Below are 20311 nucleotides of genomic sequence, written 5' to 3'. Positions count from 1 at the left end.
CGACGGCCGTCAGGCCCTCCCCCGTCGGAACGCGGCCGGGTACGCGCGCCACAGCGCCTGCGTGATGAGGGTGGCGATGACCACCTTGAGCAGATCGCCGGGAACGAAGGCGAGGCTGGAGATCGCCGCCGTCGCGAGCGGCAGATGGGTGACCGCCGAGACGACCGGGATGCCGATCGCGTAGATGACGAGGATGCCGCCCACCACGCAGGCGATCGCGGTGCGCCACCACACGGGGCGCCGCGAGCCCGCGCGGGCGATCGCGCCGATGACGAAGGCGCCGACGATCCAGCCGATGAGGTAGCCCGCTGAGGGCCCGACGAACACGCCGGCGCCGCCGCGCGGGCCGGCCAGCAGCGGAAGCCCCAGCGCGACGAGCACCTCGACCACCAGAACCGCGGCCGCACCCCGCCAGGCGCCGAGCACGGTGCCCGCGAGCATGACCCCGAGCGTCTGCGAGGTGATCGGCACACTGCCGAAGACCGGGATACCCGGCGCGAGGCCGAGCACGGCGATGATCGCGGCGAAGACCACGATGCGGGCGAGGTCGCGGAGGTCGAGGGCGGCAGGGCGGCGTGTCGTCATTGGGCAATCCGTCTCATGAACAGCGTTCACCTGAACGGTGTTCAGGGCAGCTGATACACTAGCGAAACGATGAGCGAAACGGAAACCGGCGACCACCGACTCACCCGCCACAGTCGCGACGACGTGGTCACGGCCGCGCTGCGAATCCTCGACGACATCGGCCTCGCCGACCTCTCCATGCGCCGGCTCGCCGCCTCGCTCGGGGTGCAGGCGAGCGCCCTCTACTGGCACTTCCCCAACAAGCAGAGCCTGCTCGCGAGCGTCTCGGACCGCATCCTCGACCGGGCGCGGCCCATCGGCCCGGGCGACCTCGCCGGCGACGGGCAGGCGGGGGCGCGGCCGGCGGATCGGCCACCCGCAACTGGCCCCGGCGACAGCGACAGCGACGGCGACGGCGACGGCGACGGAGAGTGGCAGGCTGTCACCCGCGCCGAGGCGCGGGCGCTGCGGGATGCCCTGCTCGCCTATCGCGACAGCGCCGAGCTCGTCTCCAGCACCCTCGCCCTCGGCCTCGGGGCGGACCAGGCGGTGACCCGCCTTCAGGCCGCGATCGCCCGGGGCGGCTTCGCCCCCGCCACCGCGCACGCGGCGGCCGCGGCGCTGCTGCACTTCCTGCTCGGTTACGTCTCGCACGAGCAGCAACGGCTCCAGGCCGACAGTCTCGGGGTGGTCGCCCCCGCAGCGCGGGCGTCGGCGCACGAGAATGCGCCGGCTGCCCAGGATGCCCCCGCTGCACAGGGGTCGCCGGTGCCGCACGAGACACCGCCCGCGGAGGCCGGCTCGGCAGAAGCACGCGCGGCGCTCACCGGCACCGCCGGCTTCGACTTCGGTGTCGGGCTGCTGCTCGGGGGGCTCGAGCGGGAGCCGCGGCTCTCCGCACGCTGAGGTGCCGGCCCTCACGCTCACTCCCGCGGCGCGCCGACTCGCGCGGTCTGACGGGCTGAGTCTTCCGTTCACAATGCAGGGCCGCGCGCCCCTCGAGGCGCCCGCACGCAGCATGACACCCGAAATCTCCAGCAATTTGGCCGCCTCCTCCACAACCGAGCGACGACGGCCCTGCAAACGGAACCGGCGCGGGGAGCGAGGGGAGCGCGGGGAGCGACGGGGAGCGCGGGGAGCGACGGGGAGCGCGAGGAGCGACGAGGAGCGCAGCTGACGCGGGGCGGTGCCCTCAGCGATCCCCGCGCGGGGCCGCGGTGCTCTCGCGCACGACGAGGCTCGGCCGCTCCGAGGAGTATTTGCGCACCGTCTCCCGCGCGACCACCTTGGTGAGCAGGCCATACGCCCGGGTGCCGAGGCCGGCGAAATCCTGCCGGACGGTCGTGAGTGGAGGCGACCACATGGCGGCGAGCGGATGATCGTCGAAGCCTGCGACGCTCACGTCGGCGGGCACCGCGCGCCCGCCCTCGGTGAGTCCTCGGATGACGCCCATCGCGATCTCGTCATTGCCGCAGAACACCGCCGTGACCTCGGGCCGTGTGGCCAGTTCGCGCCCGATCGCGCGCCCCGACTCGGGGTCCCAGCCGGCATCCGAGATCTCGGGCACGGGCGCGTCCCGCGCGAGCAGCGCCGCGCGCCACCCGGTCGTTCGTCCGTCCTCGCGCCGCGACGGCGGCACGCGCACGTGGTGGACCGTGCGGTGCCCGAGGTCGAGCAGGTAGTCGGTCATCTCGCGCGCCGCGTCGGCCTCGGCGAGCACCGCCTGCGGCACCAGGTTCTCGCGCACGCCGGAGATCGAGACCGTCGGGATATCCGTCGGGATCTTGTGAAGCGCCGCGACCCCGGGCGGGTCGAACTTGAGAACGATGATGCCGGCGATCGGCTGGTCGAGCACGAGGGAGACCGCGGTATCGACATCGTCGTGCTCCGCCGACTCGACGACGGTGATGGTGACGAGGTAGCCGTCCGCCCGCGCGCTCTCCTCGATTCCGCGGATCGTTTCGGCGTATCCATAGCGCGAGGTGTTGCCCGCCAGCACGGCGATGATGCGCGGCTGCCGGGAGACGAGCGCGCGCGCGGCGGCACTCGGCCTGAAGTGCAGTTCGGCGATCGCGTCCTGCACCCGCTTCTGCTTCTCGGGGCTGACCTTTGCGGCGCCGGTGAGCACCCGCGAGACCGTCGGGACCGAGACACCGGCGAGTCTCGCGACATCGGCGATGACCGGCGGCTTGTTCTCTCGCGCAACGCTCATGACGCTCCCAGAGTACGCGGAACCCGCCTCACTTCACCGCGCCGCTGGTGATGCCGGAGATGATCCTGCGCTGCATCACCATGAAGGTGATGAGGAGGGGGAGGCTCATGAGAATGATGTACGCGAAGATCAGGTTCCAGTTCTGCAGATACAGGCCCGAGCTGGCCACCTGATAGAGGTTGAGGGGCAGCGTGTCGAGGCGTCCGCCCACGACGAAGAGCGCGTAGAACACGTCGTTCCAGATGTACAGGCAGATGAGGATCGTCGCGGTCGCGAGGGTCGGCCCGAGCAGCGGCAGGATGATCCTGAAGAACACCTTCACCGGCCCCGCACCGTCCACGCGCGCGGCCTCCTCCAGCTCCACCGGGATGGTGCGCACGAATCCGGTCACGAAGAAGATGACGGTCGACATGTACATGCCCATGTAGACGCCGATCATCCCGAGCGGTGTGCCCGCGAGTCCGATCTGGCGCAGCAGCAGCACGATCGTGACGACGGCGGGTGGCAGGACGATGCCGCTGATCGCGAGCGCGTACACCGCCGCCATCGCCCGAGAGCGGCGTCGAGCGAGGATCCACGACGCCATCGAACCGAGGAGCAGCACCCCGACCACCGAGGGCACCATCACCAGCAGGCTGCCCAGAAGCGCGGGCAGCATCCGCCCCTGGTCGAGCACGGTGACGATGTTCTGCCACAGCTGCCAGTGAGTGGGCAGGGTGAGGTCGGGGGTGAGGGACTGCCGCAGCGACTTGCCCGCCGTGACGACGACCATCCAGAACGGAACGCCAAGGAGCCCGACGACCAGCAGGATGGCGACGATCGGCTGCACGGTCCGCAGGGGTCGGCGGAGTCTCGCGGTGGGGCTCGAGCTGCTCACAGCACGTCCTCTCGTTTGCGCAGGAAGCGGATGACCGGGAACGCGAGTATCGCGACCATCAGGAACAGCGACAGGCTCATCGTGGTGGCCTGGGCGAAGAGGCCCTGCCCGAAGGTGCGGAAGATGAAGATGTTGAGGAGCTCGGTGGTGCCGCCCGGCCCGCCCTGGGTGGTGGCCTGCACGATGTCGAAGCCGTTCATCGAGCCCAGAAGGGCTGTCGCCACATTGAAGGTGATCGCCGGAGCGAGGAGCGGGAACCGGATGAGCCGGAATGACGACCACCACCCGGCGCCGTCGAGACGCGCCGCCTCGACGACGTCCTCGCTGATGGTCTTGAGCCCGGCGAGGTAGATGAGCATCGAGAGCCCCATCCACTTCCAGGCGTGGATGAGCGCCACGACGACGATCGTCCAGCTCGTGCTGCCCAGCCACGCGATCGACACCGGATGCCCGACCACCGCGCCGATGATGCCGTTGAGGGCCCCGGTCGGCTTGAGCAGCGCCTGGAAGATGTAGCCGACGGCGAGCGCCGACATGACGACAGGCACGAAGAACGCGACGCGGGCGATCCGGTTGATGCGGGTGTCGCGTTCGAGGACGAGGGCGAGGATGAGCCCGAACAGGTTCTGGAAGATCGCGACCAGCACCGCGTAGACGAGGGTGATCCGCAGATCGCCGAGCAGGCTCCCGTTGCCCAGGAGCGCCACGATGTTGTCGAATCCGACGAAGCCGATCGAGCTCTTGAAGCTCGACCAGTCGGTGAACGCGTAGATGAAGTTGAACGCGGTGGGCACGAAGAAGAAGACGACGAGCACCGCGAGCGCGGGGATGAGGAACCAGGCGGGGTGTTCGCGGCTGGAGCGGAGCATCCGGCGCCGATCGCCGAGCCCGGCCGGGCCGCGGCCGATCGTCGGGGTGCTGGACATCTGGGGAACCTTTCCTGGGGTGGTGCCGGGCGGCGGGGATGGTCCGCCGCCCGACACCGGATGCGAGTCGAGCCTAGAAGCCCGCGACGCCCTGGGCCTTGGCGAGCTGAGCGAACTGATCCTGCGTGACCTGCGCGACCTGCTCCGGCGTCTTCGTGCCCTGAATCATGTCGGCGAGGTTGATGTACAGATCGGGGTTCGCGACGGCGAGCGCCTGCATGGAGCCGACCGAGTCGCCGAGCGAGGCGGCCGCGTCCTTGAGCGCGGACGGCACGGTGGACGGGGTCGCGACCCCGGTCTCCAGCGAGACCGTGTTCTGCGCCTTCACGAAGTCGGCGTAGCCGTCGCCGAGCCAGTAGGCGAGGAACTGGCGCGCTGCCGCCTCCCGCTGCGCGTCGCCGGTCTTGAAGGCGACGAGCGCGTTGCTCTGATCCGGGATGAACGTCGAGACGTTGCCCGAGGGGGAGATCGGGAAGAACCCGATCGTCTTGTCGAGCGTTGCGGTGTCGGAGGAGGCCTGCAGTTCGCCGAAGAACGAGTTGACCTGGAGCGCCATCGCCGCCTTGCCGCCCAGCAGCGCGTTGCCCTGGTCGATGAAGGTCGCCGTCTTGATGTCGGAGTTGAAGTAGCCGTCCTTGATCAGACCCTGGTAGTTCTTGATCGCTCCCAGCATGGTCGGGTCGGTGAACTTCTCCTTGTTGGAGTTGACGCGGTCCCACAGGCCCGTCTTCGCCGCGTCGGCGAGCTGCACCTGCACCCACCACTGCGTCGCCCAGCGGTCGCCGCCCATCTCGAAGAACGGCACGTCGCCGGCCGCCTTGATCTTCTTGGCATCGGCGATGAACTCGTCCCAGTTCTTCGGGGTCGAGGTGATCCCGTCCTTCGCGAAGATCGTCTTGTTGTAGTAGACGCCCTCGACCGCGGGCGTGGTGACGAGCGCGGCGTAGCGCTTGCCGCCGAGCAGCCCCGTGATGTCCTTCAGGTTCCCGGCGTAGGAGCTCAGCCACGGGGCGCCGTCCAGGGTCTGGAGGTTGGTGCTGGCGTTCAGTGCCGTGAGCTCCGAACCGGTCGGCTGCCAGAAGGCGAGGTCGGGCTTGTCGCCCGTGGCGACCTTCGTCTGCACGCCCTGTTCGTACGGGTCGGGGATGGTGACGACCTTCACGGTCGCCCCGGTCAGCTTCTCGAAACCGGCGATGACCGACGCGGGCGTCTTGTTGGAGTTGGCGGCAGCCCAGATCGTGAGGGTGGTGCCCTTGAGTTTGGTGTTCTGGGCGGGCCAGGCGGCGGGCGCCGAGCTCGTGCCGGAGGTACCGGGGTCGCTGCATCCGGTGAGGACGAGCGCCGTCGCGACGGCGAGTACCGTGGCGGCTTTCCAAGCGTTCTTCATTGAATTGCTCCTTGAATGATGGTGTCAGGGTGGTGCAGGATCTCTGGACGCCTCACCGATCGCGCGTAATGAGCTCGATCGTGCGCGCAGACACCACACCCGTGGGGTTGCGCACCGTGAGGGCTCCCGTCGCCGCGTCCCAGGTGGTGCCCCACTCGGTCAGCTGCTCAGGGAAGACGGTGCGGATGACGACATCCGCGCCGGCCAGGTCGGGAAGGTGCAGGGTCACGTCCCGCATCTCGGGTGACCTGTTCCAGATCGTGACGAATCTGGAAGTCGAGGTGGCGAGCCCGAGCGCGACCCAGGGGGTGGTCCAGCTGGGCAGGCCGAGGGGCCAGAAGGGCGTGGCGGTTCGGATGATCGGCCGCAGCGCCTTGTGCCGGGCGACGGCCTCTGTCACGAGGGCGAGCTGGGGCTCGGTCATCCTGTCGACGTGGCCGGAGAGGTAGAACCGACCCAGCATCGCCGTGGCGAGGGTGAACGCCGACTCCTCGGGCGTCATCGCGGGCTGCGGGTAGGCCCAGTTGGCGGCCTGCTCGGGCAGCATGGAGAGCGGCGCGGTCGCGGCGATGGGCGGGTAGCGGAGGGGATCCTGCTGGTCGGTGGTCGATTGCAGCTGGAGTCGGCCGAGCATCGCGAAGTCGGTGCGCATCGCGCCCGAGCTGCAGTTCTCCAGCACGAGGTCGGGGTGGCGGTCGAGCACACCGTCGAGCCAGTCGAGGTGGGCGCGGTTGTGGCCGAGCAGCCCGGCCCCCACGCTCATCGGCCCCGCGTCGGTGCCCGCGCCCGGATTGATGTTGTAGTCGAGTTTGAAGTAGCCGATGCCGAACTCCGCGACCAGCCGGTCGACGACCGCGTCGAGGTGGGCCCGGGCGGCGGGGTGGCGCAGGTCGAGGTGCAGTCGGTCGTGTTCGACGATCCGCCTCCCGCCGCGCTGTAGGAAGGCGGCGGTCGGCAAGAGGTCGGCCATGGGGCTCCGCGTGCCGACCACCTCGGGTTCCAGCCACAGCCCCGGGGTCATGCCGCGGTCGCGAATGTGCTGGACGACGGAGGCGAGACCCTCGGGGAATCGGCTGGCCGAGGGCATCCACTCGCCCACGCTGTCCCACCAGTCCCCGCCGTCGTCGTACCACCCGGCGTCGATGCAGAAGATCTCCGCGCCCGTGCGGGCCGCCGCATCGATGAGGGGCAGCAGTTTCGCGCTCGTGGGGTCGCCGCCCAGCGTGTTCATGTAGTCGTTGAAGACGACCGGCATCGCCTCGTTGTCGGGATGACCGCGACGGGCTGCCCGACGATACGCGGTCAGCACCTCCACCGCCGCGTCGACGTCGCCGCCGAGCGCGATGGCGACCGGCACCGAGGTGAAGGACTCCCCCGGTGCGAGCATCTCGAACCACTGGTGGTCGAGGTCGGTCGGCCCGGAGAGCGAGACGAAGCCCTCGACGGTGTTCTCGCCGATCTCCCAGCGCCACGCGCCGTTGTGCTCGACCTGCCACAGCCAGCAGATCGACTCGCTGTCGGAGACGACGCCCGCCACGGGGTGGAAGGTGCCCGACGACCAGGTGCCGGTGGAGACGACGGAGTGCGATCCCCGCGGATTGTGCCCCGTGATCTCCTGGGCGAGGGTCGGGAAGAGGTGACCACGGAGCGGAGTGAGCGACCAGCGCCCCTCGCCGAGCCAGTCGCTGCGCCCGGAGAGAAGGGACCAGCCCTCGACGCCCGTGGTCGGCGCGGGGCCGGTATGCCCGAACGATGCCGACCAGGAGGCGACCGACAGCAGGCCGACCGACGTCGCGGCGGGGAGCGCGGTGACCGTCACGGTGGAGCGCAGCGCCGCGACGCCCTCGGGCATGCTCAGTCGCAGAACCGCGCGGATGCCGTGCTCCGGCGCCTCCATCGTGAGCTCGAGGTGAGCCCACCCGGCCGTCGTCCACGCGTCGTGGTGCACGTATCGCAGCGCGGCGCCGACGGCGGTGTGGATGAGCCGGTGATTGGCCGACACGTGCCCGCCGTCGACGGTGAGGATCTCGACGATCGGAACCTCACGCTCGAAGACGACGGCGTGGGATGCGGTGCGAGCCGCCCCGAGGGAGACGGGACGGTCATCCGCCCAGACCAGGTCGAGTTCGAGAGCGGTTGTGCCCCACGAGACTGTTGCGCTCACGACGTCCTCACCATTGCGGAATGCACGACCCGGCGGGACGCAGTTTTTATGATAGCGCTATCAAACCTCGCGTCAAGGATTTTCTGAAATCGGTATCACGCAGGGGCGTGAAGGAATGGGAGCCAGGGCGACGAGGCATCGGCGGGGCCGGCGACCCGCCCCCTCACCCCACGGTGTTGACGAGGGTCCCGAGTCCGTCGATCGTGATGGCCACCTCATCGCCGGGCTGCACCGCGACGGAGGTGGCGGGCGCTCCGGTCAGCACGAGGTCGCCGGGGCCGAGCTCCATCCACCTCGTCACGTAGACGAGCACGTCGGTGAGGTCTGACGGGAGGCGCGCGGTGGAGGACTCGAGCGTGTCGACACCGTTCACGTGCATGACGATGGCGCGGGCATCCGGAGTGGCGAGGCTCGTCTCGATCCAGGGGCCGACGGGGGTGTAGTTGATGCCGTTCTTCACCTGGGTGAACTTCTCGTCGACCTCGACCTGGCCCGCACTGGTGACGTCGTTGGCGATCGTGTACCCGAAGACGACGTCGAGCGCCGTCTCGCGAGCGAGGTCGCGACACCGCGTCCCGATGACGAGGGCGAGCTCGCCCTCCATGTTGACGGTGCCGATGCCCCGCCGGTAGGGCACCTCATCGCCCGGCCCCGCGAGCGTGCGGGTCGATTTGAGGAAGGCCTGGATCGGCAGAGGATGATCGTTCGCACCCAGATTGTGCGAGATCCCCACGATCACCGTGGGGAGGCAGGGGGCTAGCAGGCGGGCTCCCTCGACCGGGTAGCGTTCGCCGGTGAACACGGGCGCCGGCGCGAACGGGTCGTCGACCGCGCGCCACCAGACGCCATCGTGGATGACCGCGCGCGGCCCGTCCTCGGTCTGGATCCGGCCGACCCGCACTAGTCCTCGCCCTCGGCGCCCCACAGGCGCAGGACCACCTTGCTCGAGACGGCCGAGTCCGCGGCGACCGCGAAGGCCGCGACCGCGTCATCCGCCGCGAAGCTGTGCGTGACCACGAGGTCGAACAGGGGGTCGCGGGCGAGCATCTCGATGGCGGTGTCGATCTCGGTGTCGAAGCGGAACGCGCCGCGCAGGTCGATCTCGCGGCTGACCAACTCGGCGAGCGCGTAGGGCTCGGGGGTGCCGGGCACCATTCCCACCTGCACGACGACCCCACCGCTCCGCACGGCACGGATGGCGGTCGAGGTGGCGGCCGGAACCCCGGCGGCCTCGATGACCACGTCGAAGGCCCGGGTCGGGACCTGCTCGCTGCGGAGCGCGACGGTTCCCGCGGCGCCGAGCTGACGGGCAAGAGCGAGCGGACGTTCGAGAACGTCGGACGCCCACACCTCCGTCGCACCGGCGAGGACGGCGGCCCGCAGAGCGAGAAGACCGATCGGCCCCGAGCCGCTGATGAGGACGCGCCTGCCGTCGACCCCGCCCGCGCGGGCGATGGCGTGCAGCCCCACCCCGAGCGGCTCGGCGAGCACTCCCCGGCTGAGCGGCAGGCCCTCCGGGAGGACGCGCACCTGGTCGGTCCGGGCCGTGACGAACTCCGAGAAGCCGCCTTGCGTGTGCGGAGTGGTGGCGGCGCTGCCCAGGTACCGCGCACCGGGACTGATGGTGGGGCGGGCGGGGTCGAACTCGGGGTTCTGCCGGTCGTAGCTCGCGGGGTGCAGGGTGACGGGGGTTCCGACCGGCAGGGCGTTCGGATCATCACTCGCGCGGCCGTCCCGCTCGACGCGACCGGCGACCTCGTGCCCGAGCACGAGGGGTTCGGTGATCGCGAAGGCGCCGACGCGGCCCTCCTTGTAGTAGTGCAGGTCGGATCCGCAGATGCCGCCGTGGGTCATCCTGATCAGAACCTCGCCGGAGCCGGGTTCCCGCGCCTCGCGGTCCTCGATGCGGAGGTCGCCGGCGCCGTGCGCGACGAGTGCCTTCATGGGGTGCCTTTCACTGGATTCACACGACCGCGGTCATGCCGCCGTCGACGTAGATGATCTGCCCGTTGACGAAGTCGGAGGCGGGCGCGACGAGATACCGGAGGGTGCCGACGAGGTCTTCGACGGCGCCCCAGCGCCCGGCCGGGGTGCGGCCGCGCACCCAGGCGCTGAACTGTTCGTCATCGACGAGCGCCTTCGTCAGCTCGGTCGCGAAGTAGCCCGGGGCGAGCGCGTTGACCTGGATGCCCGACCCCGCGAGATCGGCGCACATGCCCCGCGTCAGCATGACGATTCCGCCCTTGCTCGCCGCGTAGGGCGCGATGCCGGGGCGGCCGAGGCTGCTCTGCACGGAGCCGATGTTCACGATCTTGCCACGACCGCGCCGGGCCATTCCGCGGGCCACGGCCTGCCCGACCAGGAACGCGCTCGTGAGGTTGGTGGCGATGATGTCGTTCCAATCGGCCACCGTGAAGTCGAGGAACGGCGCGCGCCGCTGGATGCCCGCGTTGTTGACGAGGATGTCGATCGCGCCGAAATCGCGCTCGATCCCGGCGACGCCCGCCCCTACCTCTTCGGCGTCCGTGACGTCGAAGTTCGCGACGTGCACCTCGGAGTCGTGACGGCCGGCGAGGTCGGCCGCGGTCTCCCGCGCGACGGCCGCGTCGCGCCCATGGATGACCACCCGTGCTCCCGCGGCGGCCAGCCCCTCCGCCAGCGCGCGCCCGATCCCGCGGCTCGATCCGGTGACGAGCGCGGTCTTCCCCGCGATGTCGAACAGTCGTGCACTGTCGGCGCTGGCGGACATGCGCGCTCCTTTACGCTCCGACGGCGAGGGCTGGGTGGCGCCTCGTCCTCCGTCGTCGCCAGAGTAGCATTCTGCTGAACACAGTTCAACAGAATGAACAGCCGGCTGAACTCGTCAGTCGGCGTCGGTCACGATCATCGGGTTCCCCAGGCGGGCGACGGCGGCGCGCAGCGCGACGATCACGCGCTCGCGGTGCTTCGGCGAGTCCGCCGAGCGGAACATCGAGGCCCCCATCGCCATCGGCACGTCGCCGCTCGAACGCGGCGGGATGAGCATCGCGACGCCGATGACGCTCGGGAACACCTCACCCTCGTCGAGGCTGTAGCCGCGCTCCCGCGTGGCCGCGAGCTTGGCCTCCAGCCCCTCGAAGGTCTGAACCGACTTCTCGGTCAGTCGGGGCCACTCGCTGACCCCGTGGTACCGCTCGGCGACCTCCGCGGGGTCGAGGTTGGCGAGCAGGGCGTTCCCGATCGCGGTGAGCGCGGCCGGGAAGCGGTCACCGATCGTCGCCGAGAGGCGAAGCGGCGCTCGGCCCTCGTGCCGGGCGAGATAGAGCACGTCGACGCCGTCGAGCACGGCGATCTGGAGCAGCTCGTGGCTGAGCACCGGCGACTCGGAGCAGATCTTGTAGAACTCGCGCACCTGATCGAAGGAGCGCAGAAATGCTCCTCCCAGTTCCACGGTGCGCCGCCCGAGGGTGTAGCCCTGATCACTCCGCTGCACCATTCCGCCCTCCTCGAGCGCGACGCAGAGGTTGGACGTGGAGGACTTGGCGATCCCGAGCGCACGGGCGATCTCGCTGAGGCTCATGGGGGCGCCGTGGGCGTCGGCGAGCAGGCCGAGGATGGCGACAGCACGCGTCACGGCGGGGGCGGTGCCCCGATCGGCGGTGTCTTCTGCGGCCACGTCGGCGTCTCCTCAGCTATTTGTCAGGAGCCTAGCGGAGTACTCCTCGCTCAGTAGAACTCCCGCTTGTTGATGATGTTGATCATCTCCCGCCCGTCCAGCAGCCGGGTCGCGTTCTCCGCGAAGAGCTCGGCGATGAGGCGATCCTCGGCGTCGGTGAGGGCCGCGGTGTGGGGGCTCAGCACGACATTGGGAAGCGTCCAGAGCTCGCTGTCCGGCGAGAGCGGCTCGACGGCGAAGACGTCGAGGGCCGCGAAGCCGAGGTGCCCGTCACGGAGCACCTCGATGAGGGCGTCCTCGTCGATCACGGTGCCCCGGCCCACGCTCACGAGGGTCGCGCCGCGCTTCGTCCGGCCCAGCACCCGGGCGCTGACCAGTCGCTCCGTCGCATCCGTGCCCGGCAGGGTCACGACGACCGCGTCCGCAGCCCCGATGACGTCGGCGAGGTCGTCGGGGTGGATGATCCGCTCCACCCCCTCCACGGCGCTCTCGCTCCGGCTCGTGCCCCACACTCGTGCGCCGAGTGCGTACAGCAGCCGGGCGGTCTCGCGGCCGATGCTGCCGAGCCCCACCACGAGCACGGTCTGCTCGCTCACCTGGCCCATGGTCCAGCGGCCGGTCCACTGGTTCGATTCCTTGAAGGCGCTGAGGCGCGGAAGACTCTTCGCTCCGGCGAGCACACCGAACACCGCGAACTCGGCGAGTGACCGCGCGTGGACCCCCGCGGAGGTCGTCACGACGAGCCGCTCGAGATCCGACCCGGCCAGTCCGGCGAGCTTCACCTGTGTGCCGCCACCGGCCGCCATCGTCTGCACCCAGCGGAGTCCAGGGTTGGCGGCGACGGTGCGCGCGAGCGCGAGGGGCGACTCGTCCGGAATCCCGTACAGCACCTCCGCCGAGTCGACGAGAGCGTCGAAGGCGGTCTGCTGTTCGGGGGTGCGGGTGAACGCGGGATCCCCGCCGTGGTCACCGGGCCAGCGCATGGGGGGAAGAAGCGTCTGGTCGCGAACGAGTCGCACCCGCGGTTCACGTTCCTCGATGAGCCGGCAGAGGTCTTCGCTCAGGGGGGTCGCGACGACCGCCCTCAGTGTGGAGGTGGGTGTTTCGGTCACAGTCTCGGCTTTCGGCGTTCGTCGTCTCGACGGGGTGGATGGGCGGTGTGTTCGAGGGGTCGAACAGCGCTCCGGGATCATCCATTGCGCTGAACGCCGTTCGTTATGCTGTGCTCATGGTGAGCGTAACGGGGCGCCAGAGCGCCTTCCCACGGGTCGGATTCATCGGTCTCGGCGTCATGGGCGCGCCCATGGCCCGCAACATCCTCCGCGCCGAGGGGGTGCAGGATGCGGGGCTCACGATCACGGCCCGACGCCGCGAGAGCGTGGCCGAGTTGCTCGATTCCGGGGCGCGGTGGGCGGCGAGCTCCCGCGAGGTGGCCGCCGCATCCGACGTCATCCTGCTCATGCTCCCCGATCTGCCGCAGCTGGAGTCGGTGCTCGCGGGGCCGGACGGTCTTCTCGCGGGGGTCGAGGGGCCGGTCATCCTGTGCATCGGGTCGACATCGTCGCCCGACGGCGTGCGCGAAGTCGGCGCTCGTCTCAGCGAGAAGACCGCGGGACTGGTCACCGTGCTCGACACCCCGGTCAGCGGCGGCGAGGACGGCGCGATCGCCGGAACGCTCTCGGTCATGGTCGGCGGCTCCCCGGCAGACTTCGAGGTCGCGCGGCCCGTGCTCGCGGCAGTCGGCAACCCCGTGCTGCTGGGCCCGCTGGGCGCGGGCGAGGTCGCCAAGGCGTGCAACCAGATGATCGTCGCCGCGACCGTGCTCGCCTGGGGCGAGGCCTGCGTCATCGCGGAGCGAAGCGGGCTCGATGTCGGGGCACTGCTCGAGCTGCTCTCGGGCGGGTACGCGGGAAGCCGGGTGCTGGAGACGCGGCGATCGCGTTTCGTGAACAAGGATTACCGCCCTTCCGGGGCTGCACGGTACATGGTCAAGGATCTGGGCTTCGCCATGGACGAGGCCCGCAAGTCGGGAACGGTGGCGCACCAGCTCGAGACCCTGAAGGCCTCGTTCGAGTCGCTCACCGCGGCGGGCTTCGGCGACCAGGACATCGCGGTCACGCGTGCCTGGGTCGAGTCGCTGTCGGGTGAAGGTGAGGGCTAGGACGTCAGGCGGGGAAGGCCACGGTGGCCTTCCCCGCCCCTCGGCCTACTTGCCCCAGACCTTCTTGTAGACGTCGCGGTACCCGCTGGCGGGATCGAAGACGTCACCACTGGGCACGTTCTGCTTGGTGATCAGACCGGGAGCGGGAACGAAGCCCGACCACTGCTGACCCGCGAGAGCGCGGTTCACCTCATCGACGATCTCCCAGCCCTCCATGGTCAGCGGCTCGGCGACGGTGGCCGCCTGATAGTCGACCGATCGGATCCGCTGGAATTCGGCGGAGTCGCCATCACCCGCGGCGACCGACTTCGGCGGACCGGCGGGGTCCTTGCCAGCCGCACGGAGCGCCTGCTGTGCACCACCGAAGTAGTTGCCGTTGATCGCGAGCAGGTAGGTGAGGCTGCTGCCGTTCTTCTGGAGCAGGTTCGAGATGATGCCGGGCATGCGCTGGTCGGCTTCGGCGATCGGCGAGTCCTGATAGCTCAGCACCTTGCAGCCGGAGCAGGCCTGGATGTAGGCCTCCATCGCCTTGGCCTTCTCGACGGCGATCTGGTACTGCCCGTCGGTGAAGATGGCGACTCCCGCCTTCCCGTTCGAGTCCGCGACCGCGTAGGCGGCGGCGAGCTGCGACACGGCGAGCGGGTCGGTCGAGACGTTGGCGAACAGCCCGTTCCCAGGGCCCGCGGCGACGCCCGCGTGCCATCCCACGACGGGGATCTTGGCGTCGTTGGCCGTCTTGATGGTCGCGGCCTGCTCGGTCGGGTCGAAGCCGCCGAGCACGATCGCGGCCGGCTTGGATGCGATGGCCTGGTTCAGGGCATCCGTTCGTCCCTGCGCGGTGGCCTTGCCGTCGTAGACGTTGACCTTCCACCCGATGACGGCGGCGGCCTCCTTGACCCCCTCGGCGACGGTGTTCACGCCGCCGTTGGTGAGGTCGCTGCCGACATAGGCGATCGTCGCACCCGGCTTCTGGGCGGTGGGCCCGGTCGACTTGGGCGTGAATCCGGCGCTCGCGGAGAGGCTGTCGGAGACGAGCTTCTTCGAGGCGGCCACGATGTCGCCGCTGGGGATGATGGACGCGTACGCGTTCGACGACGCGGACGGGCTCGCGGTCGTACCGCCACCGACCGAACCGCTCGCGCAGCCGGTGAGGATGACGGCGACCGCGGCCGGGAGGGCTGCGATGGCCAGCGCTCTCGTGCGGGTCTTCCTGCTGATCATGTGAATTCCTTCTCTTGGTGGGGGCGACGGCGTCGGTGCCGGCGCCGTGGGGCACATGCGGGTGGTACTCGTGGTGTTACTGAGTCGGGGTCTCCCCCGATGCCGACGCGGCCGGTCGCGCGTCGGCAGTGGTAGACACCGGGGCTGCAGTCCCCGTGCCCTCTGGGGCGTGAGCCGCCCCAGAATCCTGTGGTGGTGCCGTCGTGGGGGCATCCGCACGCCCCAGCCGACGGCGGCTTGCGAGCGAGGCGATCGTGATCGCCGCGACGAGGGTCAAGCCGTTGAACAGCGGCTCGAGGAAGAACTGCCCGGGGAGCAACTGCTCGAGGCCCGAGATACCGATCGTCGCGATGAGCACGCCCAGCACGGTTCCGAGCGCGTTGACGCGACCGGGCTTGATCGTGGTCGAGCCGAGGAACGCCGCAGCGAGCGCGGGGAGAAGGTACTCGGGCCCGATGTTGGCCTGCGCCACGCCGGCCTGCCGCGAGGAGAGGAGGATGCCCGCCACGGCGGTCAGCACCCCGGACGCCACCATCGCGCCGACGATGTAGCGTCGGCGATGCACTCCGGTGAGCTCCGCCGCCTTGGGGTTGGCCCCCACCGCGTAGAGGTACCGTCCCATCGGCAGGAACTCCAGGATCACCCAGATCACGGCGGCGACGACGAGAGCGATGATGAAGACGCCGGGAATGGGCCCGAGGGTCCAGGTCGCGAGCGCGTCGAACGCCGAGGCGCGCATCCCGGTGTTGTCGGTGACCTGACGACCGCCCGTCGTCCAATACGTGATCGCGTAGATCACCTGCGCGGTCGCGAGGGTCGCGATGAAGGCGTCGACCTGCGCGAGTTCGATCAGCAGCGCGTTCACGAGGCCGACCACCGCGCCTCCGGCGAGGCACATGAGGATGACCAGCCGATAGTCGAGCCCCTGCAGCTGCCACAGCAGCGCCATGACCTGCCAGAGCCCCACCCCGTATCCGATCGAGAGGTCGATCTTGCCGGCGACCATCGGCAGCGTGACGGCGAGCGCGAGGATCAGCAGGACCGACTTGCTCGAGGCGAGCAGCTGGAAGTTGAGCAGGGTGGCGAAGGTGCCGGGGGCCGCGATCGCGAAGATGACGAACAGCAGTGCAGTCAGCACGACCATGCCGTACACCGTGAACAGCTTGCGGTACCAGGGCGCGCCCTTCGGCGGCTCCAGCGCCGTCGATTTGAGGGACGTGTTCATGCTCATGCGACGCTCTTTTCTGTGTCGGTGGTGCGCTGGAGATCGGAGGCGGCGGCGACGAGATTCGCGATGGTGAGGTCTGCGCCGCTCAGCTCGGCGACGACGACGCCGCGGCCGAACACAATGGCCCGGTGGGCGATCTTCGACACCTCCTCCATGTCGGTGGAGACGACGAGCGCCGCGGTGCCCAGTCGGGCGGCATCGCGCAGGAGTCCGTAGATGTCGGCCTTCGCTCCCACGTCGACGCCCATGGTCGGCTCCTCGAGAACGACGACCTTCCGACCGACCCCGAACCAACGGGCCAGGATGACCTTCTGCTGGTTCCCTCCCGAGAAGGTGTCGAGCGGCAGTTCGGGATCCGCGGGTCGAACCCCGAAGGCACGGACGTACTCGGCGGCCGCGGCGCGTTCGGCCTTGCCCGTGCGGAACTGAAACGCCCGCCTGCCCCAGACGGCGGGATTGAGGAACAGGTTCTCGCGCACCGACATTCCGGGCGCGACCGCCTCGGCCTCCCGGTTCGACGTCGCGAAGCCGATCCCGCGCCCCACCGCGACGGAGGGATTGCGCGGAACGAAGTCGTCTCCGTCGAGTCGCAGCGATCCCGAACGGATCGGAACAGCGCCAGCGACCGCCCGGCCGATAGGCTCCTGCCCCGCACCGCGCAGGCCGCAGAGCGCGACCACCTCGCCGCGATGGAGCGTCAGGGTCACCGGGCCCGCGCCGTCGACGGCCACATCCCGCAGTTCGAGGCGCACGCCCTCCTCGGGCGAGTCGAAGACGGTGGCCTGAGTGTGCCGCCCCACGATGAGCTCGACGAGTTCCGCGTGGCTGAGGCCCGCGACGGGGCGCTCCGCGACCACGTGCCCGTTGCGCATCACGACGGTGCGACTGGAGATCTCGTAGATCTCGTCGAGTCGATGCGAGACGTAGATCATGCCGACGCCCGAATCGCGCAGCCTCCGCAGCACGGCGAACAGCCGCTCGACGTCTGCGGCGGGCAGCGACGCGGTCGGCTCATCCAGCACGAGCAGCTTGGGGTTGGTGACGAGTCCGCGGGCGATCGCGAGCAGGCTGCGCTCGGTGCGCGGAAGGTCGAAGACGCGGGCCTGCGGGTCGATTCCGCCGCCGACGAGCTCGAGCACCTCGGCCGCGCGACGGTTCATGGCGCGCTGGTCGATGAAGCCGAGTCGGCGTGGGTAGCCGAGCACCTGGGCGATGTTCTCGGCCACGGTCATCCACTCGATGAGGCCCAGATTCTGGTGGATGATCGAGATCTGCTTGCGCACCCCCGAGGCATCGAGGTCGGCGCCCGACAGCTTCATCTCGCCGCTATCGGGCCGATAGACGCCCGCGAGCATTTTGATGACCGTCGACTTGCCGGCGCCGTTCTCGCCGAGCAGCGAGACGATCTCGCCCTGGTTCACCGAGAAGGTGACGTCCTCCGCCGCGCGCGTCGCGAAGAAGGACTTCGAGAGGGCGCTGACCTGGAGGAGCGGAATGGGCTGGGGGGTGGTGTCCATGGGGCTATCCGTTCGCAAAGGTCGCGAGTTGACGGGCGAGGGAGGTGAGGTCGGCGATGAGGCGCCCTCGCAGTTCGGGGCGCACCCGCTGTGTGAGGAGTGTGGTGGAGACCGCGATGGGCTGCCCGGTCGCGACGACGGGCACGGCGAAGCAGGTGACGCCGATCGTGTTCTGCTCGTCGTCGATCGCGTAGCCGCGTTCCCTGACCTGCGCGAGGTCTCGACGCAGTTCGACGGTGGTGCGGTGCGCGCGCTTGGTCGGGCGGGGAAGAACCGTGACGTCGGCCAGGCGACGGTCGAGATCCTCGGGCGTCAGGCTCGCCAGCATCGCCTTGCCCAGCGCCGTCACCGACGCGGGCATCCGGCGGCCGATGTCGCTCGCGAGACGGATCGGCTGTCGGCCATCGTGGCGGGCGAGATAGATGACCTCCATGCCGTCGAGAGCCGCGAGCAGGGCCGTGTCGTTCTGCAGGGTCGGCAGCGCGTTCGTGATGCGCCGGAACTCGGCGACGAGTGTCGTGGACGCGAGCATCGACTGGCCGAGCTCGAGCACCTTGTAGCCCAGCACCCAGCCGTGGCCCGCTCGCCGGACCATGCGGGCGACCTCGAGCGTGCTCACCAGATTCGATGCGGAGGATTTCGCGATGCCGAGTGCGAGCGCGACTTCCGTGAGCGTTGCCGGTTCGGTGCGCGAGCCGAGGTATTCCAGCACCTGCACCGCGCGGAACGCGGCCGGGGCGGGCGTGTCGCGGGCGCCGGGGATGGACGGCAGCACGGCGGTCACGACAGCGACCCGACGCCGCGCGCGTCGCGCACGAGCGTTTCGATCCGGTAGATGCTCGTCGTCGCCGCGATGAAGAGGGTATGGCCGCCCACGCCACCGAAACACAGATTGGCGACGCGCTCCGGCACCGGGATGCGCCCGAGAAGCACCCCGTCGGCGCGGTACACCTGCACGGAGTCCTCACTGGAGGTCCACACATTGCCGCGCTCGTCCACCCGGAAGCCGTCGGAGACACCGGGCTCGATCACCGCGAAGACCCGGCCGCCCACGCAGGATCCCTCGACGACGTCGTAGGCCACGATGTGGTGGTTGCCACTCCCGTCGGTGCGAAGCGCGACGGAGGTGTCCGACACGTAGAGGATCGACTCGTCAGGAGAGAAGGCGAGACCGTTGGGCTCTTCGACGTCGACCACCACCGGGGTGACGACGGCGGTGGCCGGATCGAAGCGGAACACGTAGTTCGCCCCGTACTCCCGCTCGCCCGGGTGTCCCTCGTGCGGCTGAATGATCCCGTAGGGCGGATCGGTGAACCAGATCGACCCGTCGCGCGCGACGACCACGTCGTTGGGGGAATTGAATCGGGCGCCGTTCCAGTGGTCGACCAGGACGGTGACCTCGCCGTCGACGTCGCGCTCGATGGCGCGGCGGCCGTGCGAGCACTGGATGACCGAGCCGTCGTCCGCCAGGGTGCGGCCGTTCGTGAACTCGACGTTGCTCCGGTAGACGGAGAGACGCCCGGTCACGCCGTCCGCCTCGAGAATCCGATTGCCGGGGATATCGCTCCACTGCACGACGCCGCGGCGGGGAATCCAGACGGGACCCTCAGACCAGGTGGCTCCGGAGGCGAGGAGATCGAGACGGGCGTCAGAGGGAACGAGCCCCTCGAGGCCGCTCAGCGGCGCCGTCTGCGCATCCATCGTCAACCTCCCTTGGCTGTTCACCTGACTTAACCACGTTCCGCATGATGAACGCAACGATCCGTTCGAAATTTGGAACCGCGTTCGCAGACCCGGTCTGCCCCATGGTTTCGGGGCGCGTTTCCAGGGCGACGACGAGGCCCGCCTCGTCGTCCTGCAGTGGCTCCAGCGTCTCGAATTGGGAGGAGAGCAGGGAGGCCGGCATGAAGGCGTGGTCGCGGGCCTCGAGGCGCGACGCGATGAGCTCGTGCCCGCCATCGAGGTGCACGAAATAGGCATCAGGCGCGAGCGCGCGAATGCGATCGCGATACGCGCGACGGAGCGCGGAGCACGCGATCACGCCTGCGCGGCCGGCCGCGAGCTGCGCGCCGACCGCCTCCAGCCAGGGCCACCGGTCGTCATCGCTCAGCGGGTGACCCGCCGCCATCCGGGCCACATTACGCGGAGGATGCAGGTCGTCCCCGTCGAGGAACACGAGGCCCGCACGGCGCGCGAGCTCCGCGCCGACCGTCGACTTCCCCGCACCGGAGACCCCCATCACGACCAGGGGCGGAAGCTGCTGCGTCATCGGTGCCTCTCTCTCGAGAGGGACAGTATCAACGCGTCGACCCGGCGTGGGGCGGGTCGGAGCGCTGCGGTTCAGCGGGCTGGATGAATCGCTCGCACCGGCGGACGGGCATCCCTATTCTTGGGCCGCC

Annotated in this window: 19 protein-coding genes; 2 read left to right on the top strand and 17 right to left on the bottom strand. The window is 69.7% G+C overall.

Features of this window, described 5'->3' with window-relative positions; genetic code table 11:
- Positions 1-9 precede the first annotated feature (9 nt).
- Complete coding sequence (locus G3T37_RS06240; RefSeq protein ID WP_163472652.1) at positions 10-585, bottom strand: biotin transporter BioY; 576 nt, start codon at positions 583-585, stop codon at positions 10-12.
- A 69-nt stretch (positions 586-654) separates the two neighbouring features.
- Here G3T37_RS06240 and G3T37_RS06235 point away from each other — a divergent pair, with 69 nt between their 5' ends.
- Entirely contained in the window at positions 655-1470 is an 816-nt protein-coding gene (locus tag G3T37_RS06235; RefSeq protein ID WP_163472651.1) for a TetR family transcriptional regulator, read from the top strand.
- A gap of 286 nt (positions 1471-1756) precedes the next feature.
- On the opposite strand, the gene G3T37_RS06230 is transcribed toward G3T37_RS06235, so the two are convergent.
- From G3T37_RS06230 to G3T37_RS06185, 10 genes are all read right to left on the bottom strand, one after another.
- Positions 1757-2776 carry a LacI family DNA-binding transcriptional regulator gene (locus tag G3T37_RS06230; protein WP_163472650.1) on the bottom strand — a complete coding sequence of 340 codons (1020 nt, stop codon included), beginning with the start codon at positions 2774-2776 and terminating at the stop codon, positions 1757-1759.
- A gap of 28 nt (positions 2777-2804) precedes the next feature.
- Positions 2805-3653 (bottom strand): ABC transporter permease subunit, encoded by an 849-nt coding sequence (locus tag G3T37_RS06225; protein WP_163472649.1) that lies wholly within the window; start codon positions 3651-3653, stop codon positions 2805-2807.
- Positions 3650-4579, bottom strand: a complete 930-nt coding sequence (locus G3T37_RS06220; RefSeq protein WP_241732266.1) for a carbohydrate ABC transporter permease — start codon at positions 4577-4579, stop codon at positions 3650-3652. The genes G3T37_RS06225 and G3T37_RS06220 overlap by 4 nt, the downstream gene beginning before the upstream one ends.
- A 73-nt stretch (positions 4580-4652) precedes the next feature.
- Positions 4653-5966 carry an extracellular solute-binding protein gene (locus G3T37_RS06215; RefSeq protein WP_163472648.1) on the bottom strand — a complete coding sequence of 438 codons (1314 nt, stop codon included), beginning with the start codon at positions 5964-5966 and terminating at the stop codon, positions 4653-4655.
- A 52-nt stretch (positions 5967-6018) separates the two neighbouring features.
- Positions 6019-8130, bottom strand: coding sequence for an alpha-galactosidase (locus G3T37_RS06210; RefSeq protein WP_163472647.1), 2112 nt, complete (start codon positions 8128-8130; stop codon positions 6019-6021).
- A 163-nt stretch (positions 8131-8293) separates the two neighbouring features.
- Positions 8294-9031, bottom strand: coding sequence for a fumarylacetoacetate hydrolase family protein (locus G3T37_RS06205; protein WP_163472646.1), 738 nt, complete (start codon positions 9029-9031; stop codon positions 8294-8296).
- Positions 9031-10074: a zinc-binding dehydrogenase gene (locus G3T37_RS06200; RefSeq protein ID WP_163472645.1), complete on the bottom strand. Its 1044-nt coding sequence runs from the start codon at positions 10072-10074 to the stop codon at positions 9031-9033. Before G3T37_RS06200 ends, G3T37_RS06205 begins: the two co-directional genes overlap by 1 nt.
- Before the next feature lie 19 nt (positions 10075-10093).
- Positions 10094-10879, bottom strand: a complete 786-nt coding sequence (locus tag G3T37_RS06195; protein WP_163472644.1) for an SDR family oxidoreductase — start codon at positions 10877-10879, stop codon at positions 10094-10096.
- A gap of 114 nt (positions 10880-10993) precedes the next feature.
- Positions 10994-11785: an IclR family transcriptional regulator gene (locus G3T37_RS06190; protein ID WP_338401202.1), complete on the bottom strand. Its 792-nt coding sequence runs from the start codon at positions 11783-11785 to the stop codon at positions 10994-10996.
- Between the two features lie 50 nt (positions 11786-11835).
- The gene (locus tag G3T37_RS06185; protein ID WP_338401201.1) at positions 11836-12897 is read right to left on the bottom strand and encodes a D-2-hydroxyacid dehydrogenase; all 1062 of its coding nucleotides are present in this window, start codon (positions 12895-12897) and stop codon (positions 11836-11838) included.
- Between the two features lie 116 nt (positions 12898-13013).
- On the opposite strand from G3T37_RS06185, the gene G3T37_RS06180 reads away from it, so the two are divergent.
- Complete coding sequence (locus G3T37_RS06180; RefSeq protein WP_163472642.1) at positions 13014-13946, top strand: NAD(P)-dependent oxidoreductase; 933 nt, start codon at positions 13014-13016, stop codon at positions 13944-13946.
- Positions 13947-13991: 45 nt separating this feature from the next.
- On the opposite strand, the gene G3T37_RS06175 is transcribed toward G3T37_RS06180, so the two are convergent.
- From G3T37_RS06175 to G3T37_RS06150, 6 genes are all read right to left on the bottom strand, one after another.
- Positions 13992-15167 carry an ABC transporter substrate-binding protein gene (locus tag G3T37_RS06175; protein WP_163472641.1) on the bottom strand — a complete coding sequence of 392 codons (1176 nt, stop codon included), beginning with the start codon at positions 15165-15167 and terminating at the stop codon, positions 13992-13994.
- A gap of 76 nt (positions 15168-15243) precedes the next feature.
- Positions 15244-16398: an ABC transporter permease gene (locus G3T37_RS06170; RefSeq protein ID WP_206673800.1), complete on the bottom strand. Its 1155-nt coding sequence runs from the start codon at positions 16396-16398 to the stop codon at positions 15244-15246.
- Positions 16395-17912, bottom strand: a complete 1518-nt coding sequence (locus tag G3T37_RS06165; RefSeq protein ID WP_163472640.1) for a sugar ABC transporter ATP-binding protein — start codon at positions 17910-17912, stop codon at positions 16395-16397. The genes G3T37_RS06170 and G3T37_RS06165 overlap by 4 nt, the downstream gene beginning before the upstream one ends.
- A gap of 4 nt (positions 17913-17916) precedes the next feature.
- The gene (locus G3T37_RS06160) at positions 17917-18696 is read right to left on the bottom strand and encodes an IclR family transcriptional regulator domain-containing protein (protein ID WP_163472639.1); all 780 of its coding nucleotides are present in this window, start codon (positions 18694-18696) and stop codon (positions 17917-17919) included.
- Positions 18693-19613: an SMP-30/gluconolactonase/LRE family protein gene (locus G3T37_RS06155; RefSeq protein ID WP_163472638.1), complete on the bottom strand. Its 921-nt coding sequence runs from the start codon at positions 19611-19613 to the stop codon at positions 18693-18695. The genes G3T37_RS06160 and G3T37_RS06155 overlap by 4 nt, the downstream gene beginning before the upstream one ends.
- Complete coding sequence (locus G3T37_RS06150; protein ID WP_163472637.1) at positions 19561-20181, bottom strand: gluconokinase; 621 nt, start codon at positions 20179-20181, stop codon at positions 19561-19563. Before G3T37_RS06150 ends, G3T37_RS06155 begins: the two co-directional genes overlap by 53 nt.
- Between the last annotated feature and the right edge of the window lie 130 nt (positions 20182-20311).

The sequence above is a fragment of the Galbitalea soli genome (assembly GCF_010686725.1).
In the GTDB taxonomy this organism is placed as follows: domain Bacteria; phylum Actinomycetota; class Actinomycetes; order Actinomycetales; family Microbacteriaceae; genus Galbitalea; species Galbitalea soli.
The sequence above is the reverse complement of the archived record's forward strand: the minus strand, read 5'-3'. Positions and strand labels throughout refer to the sequence as shown.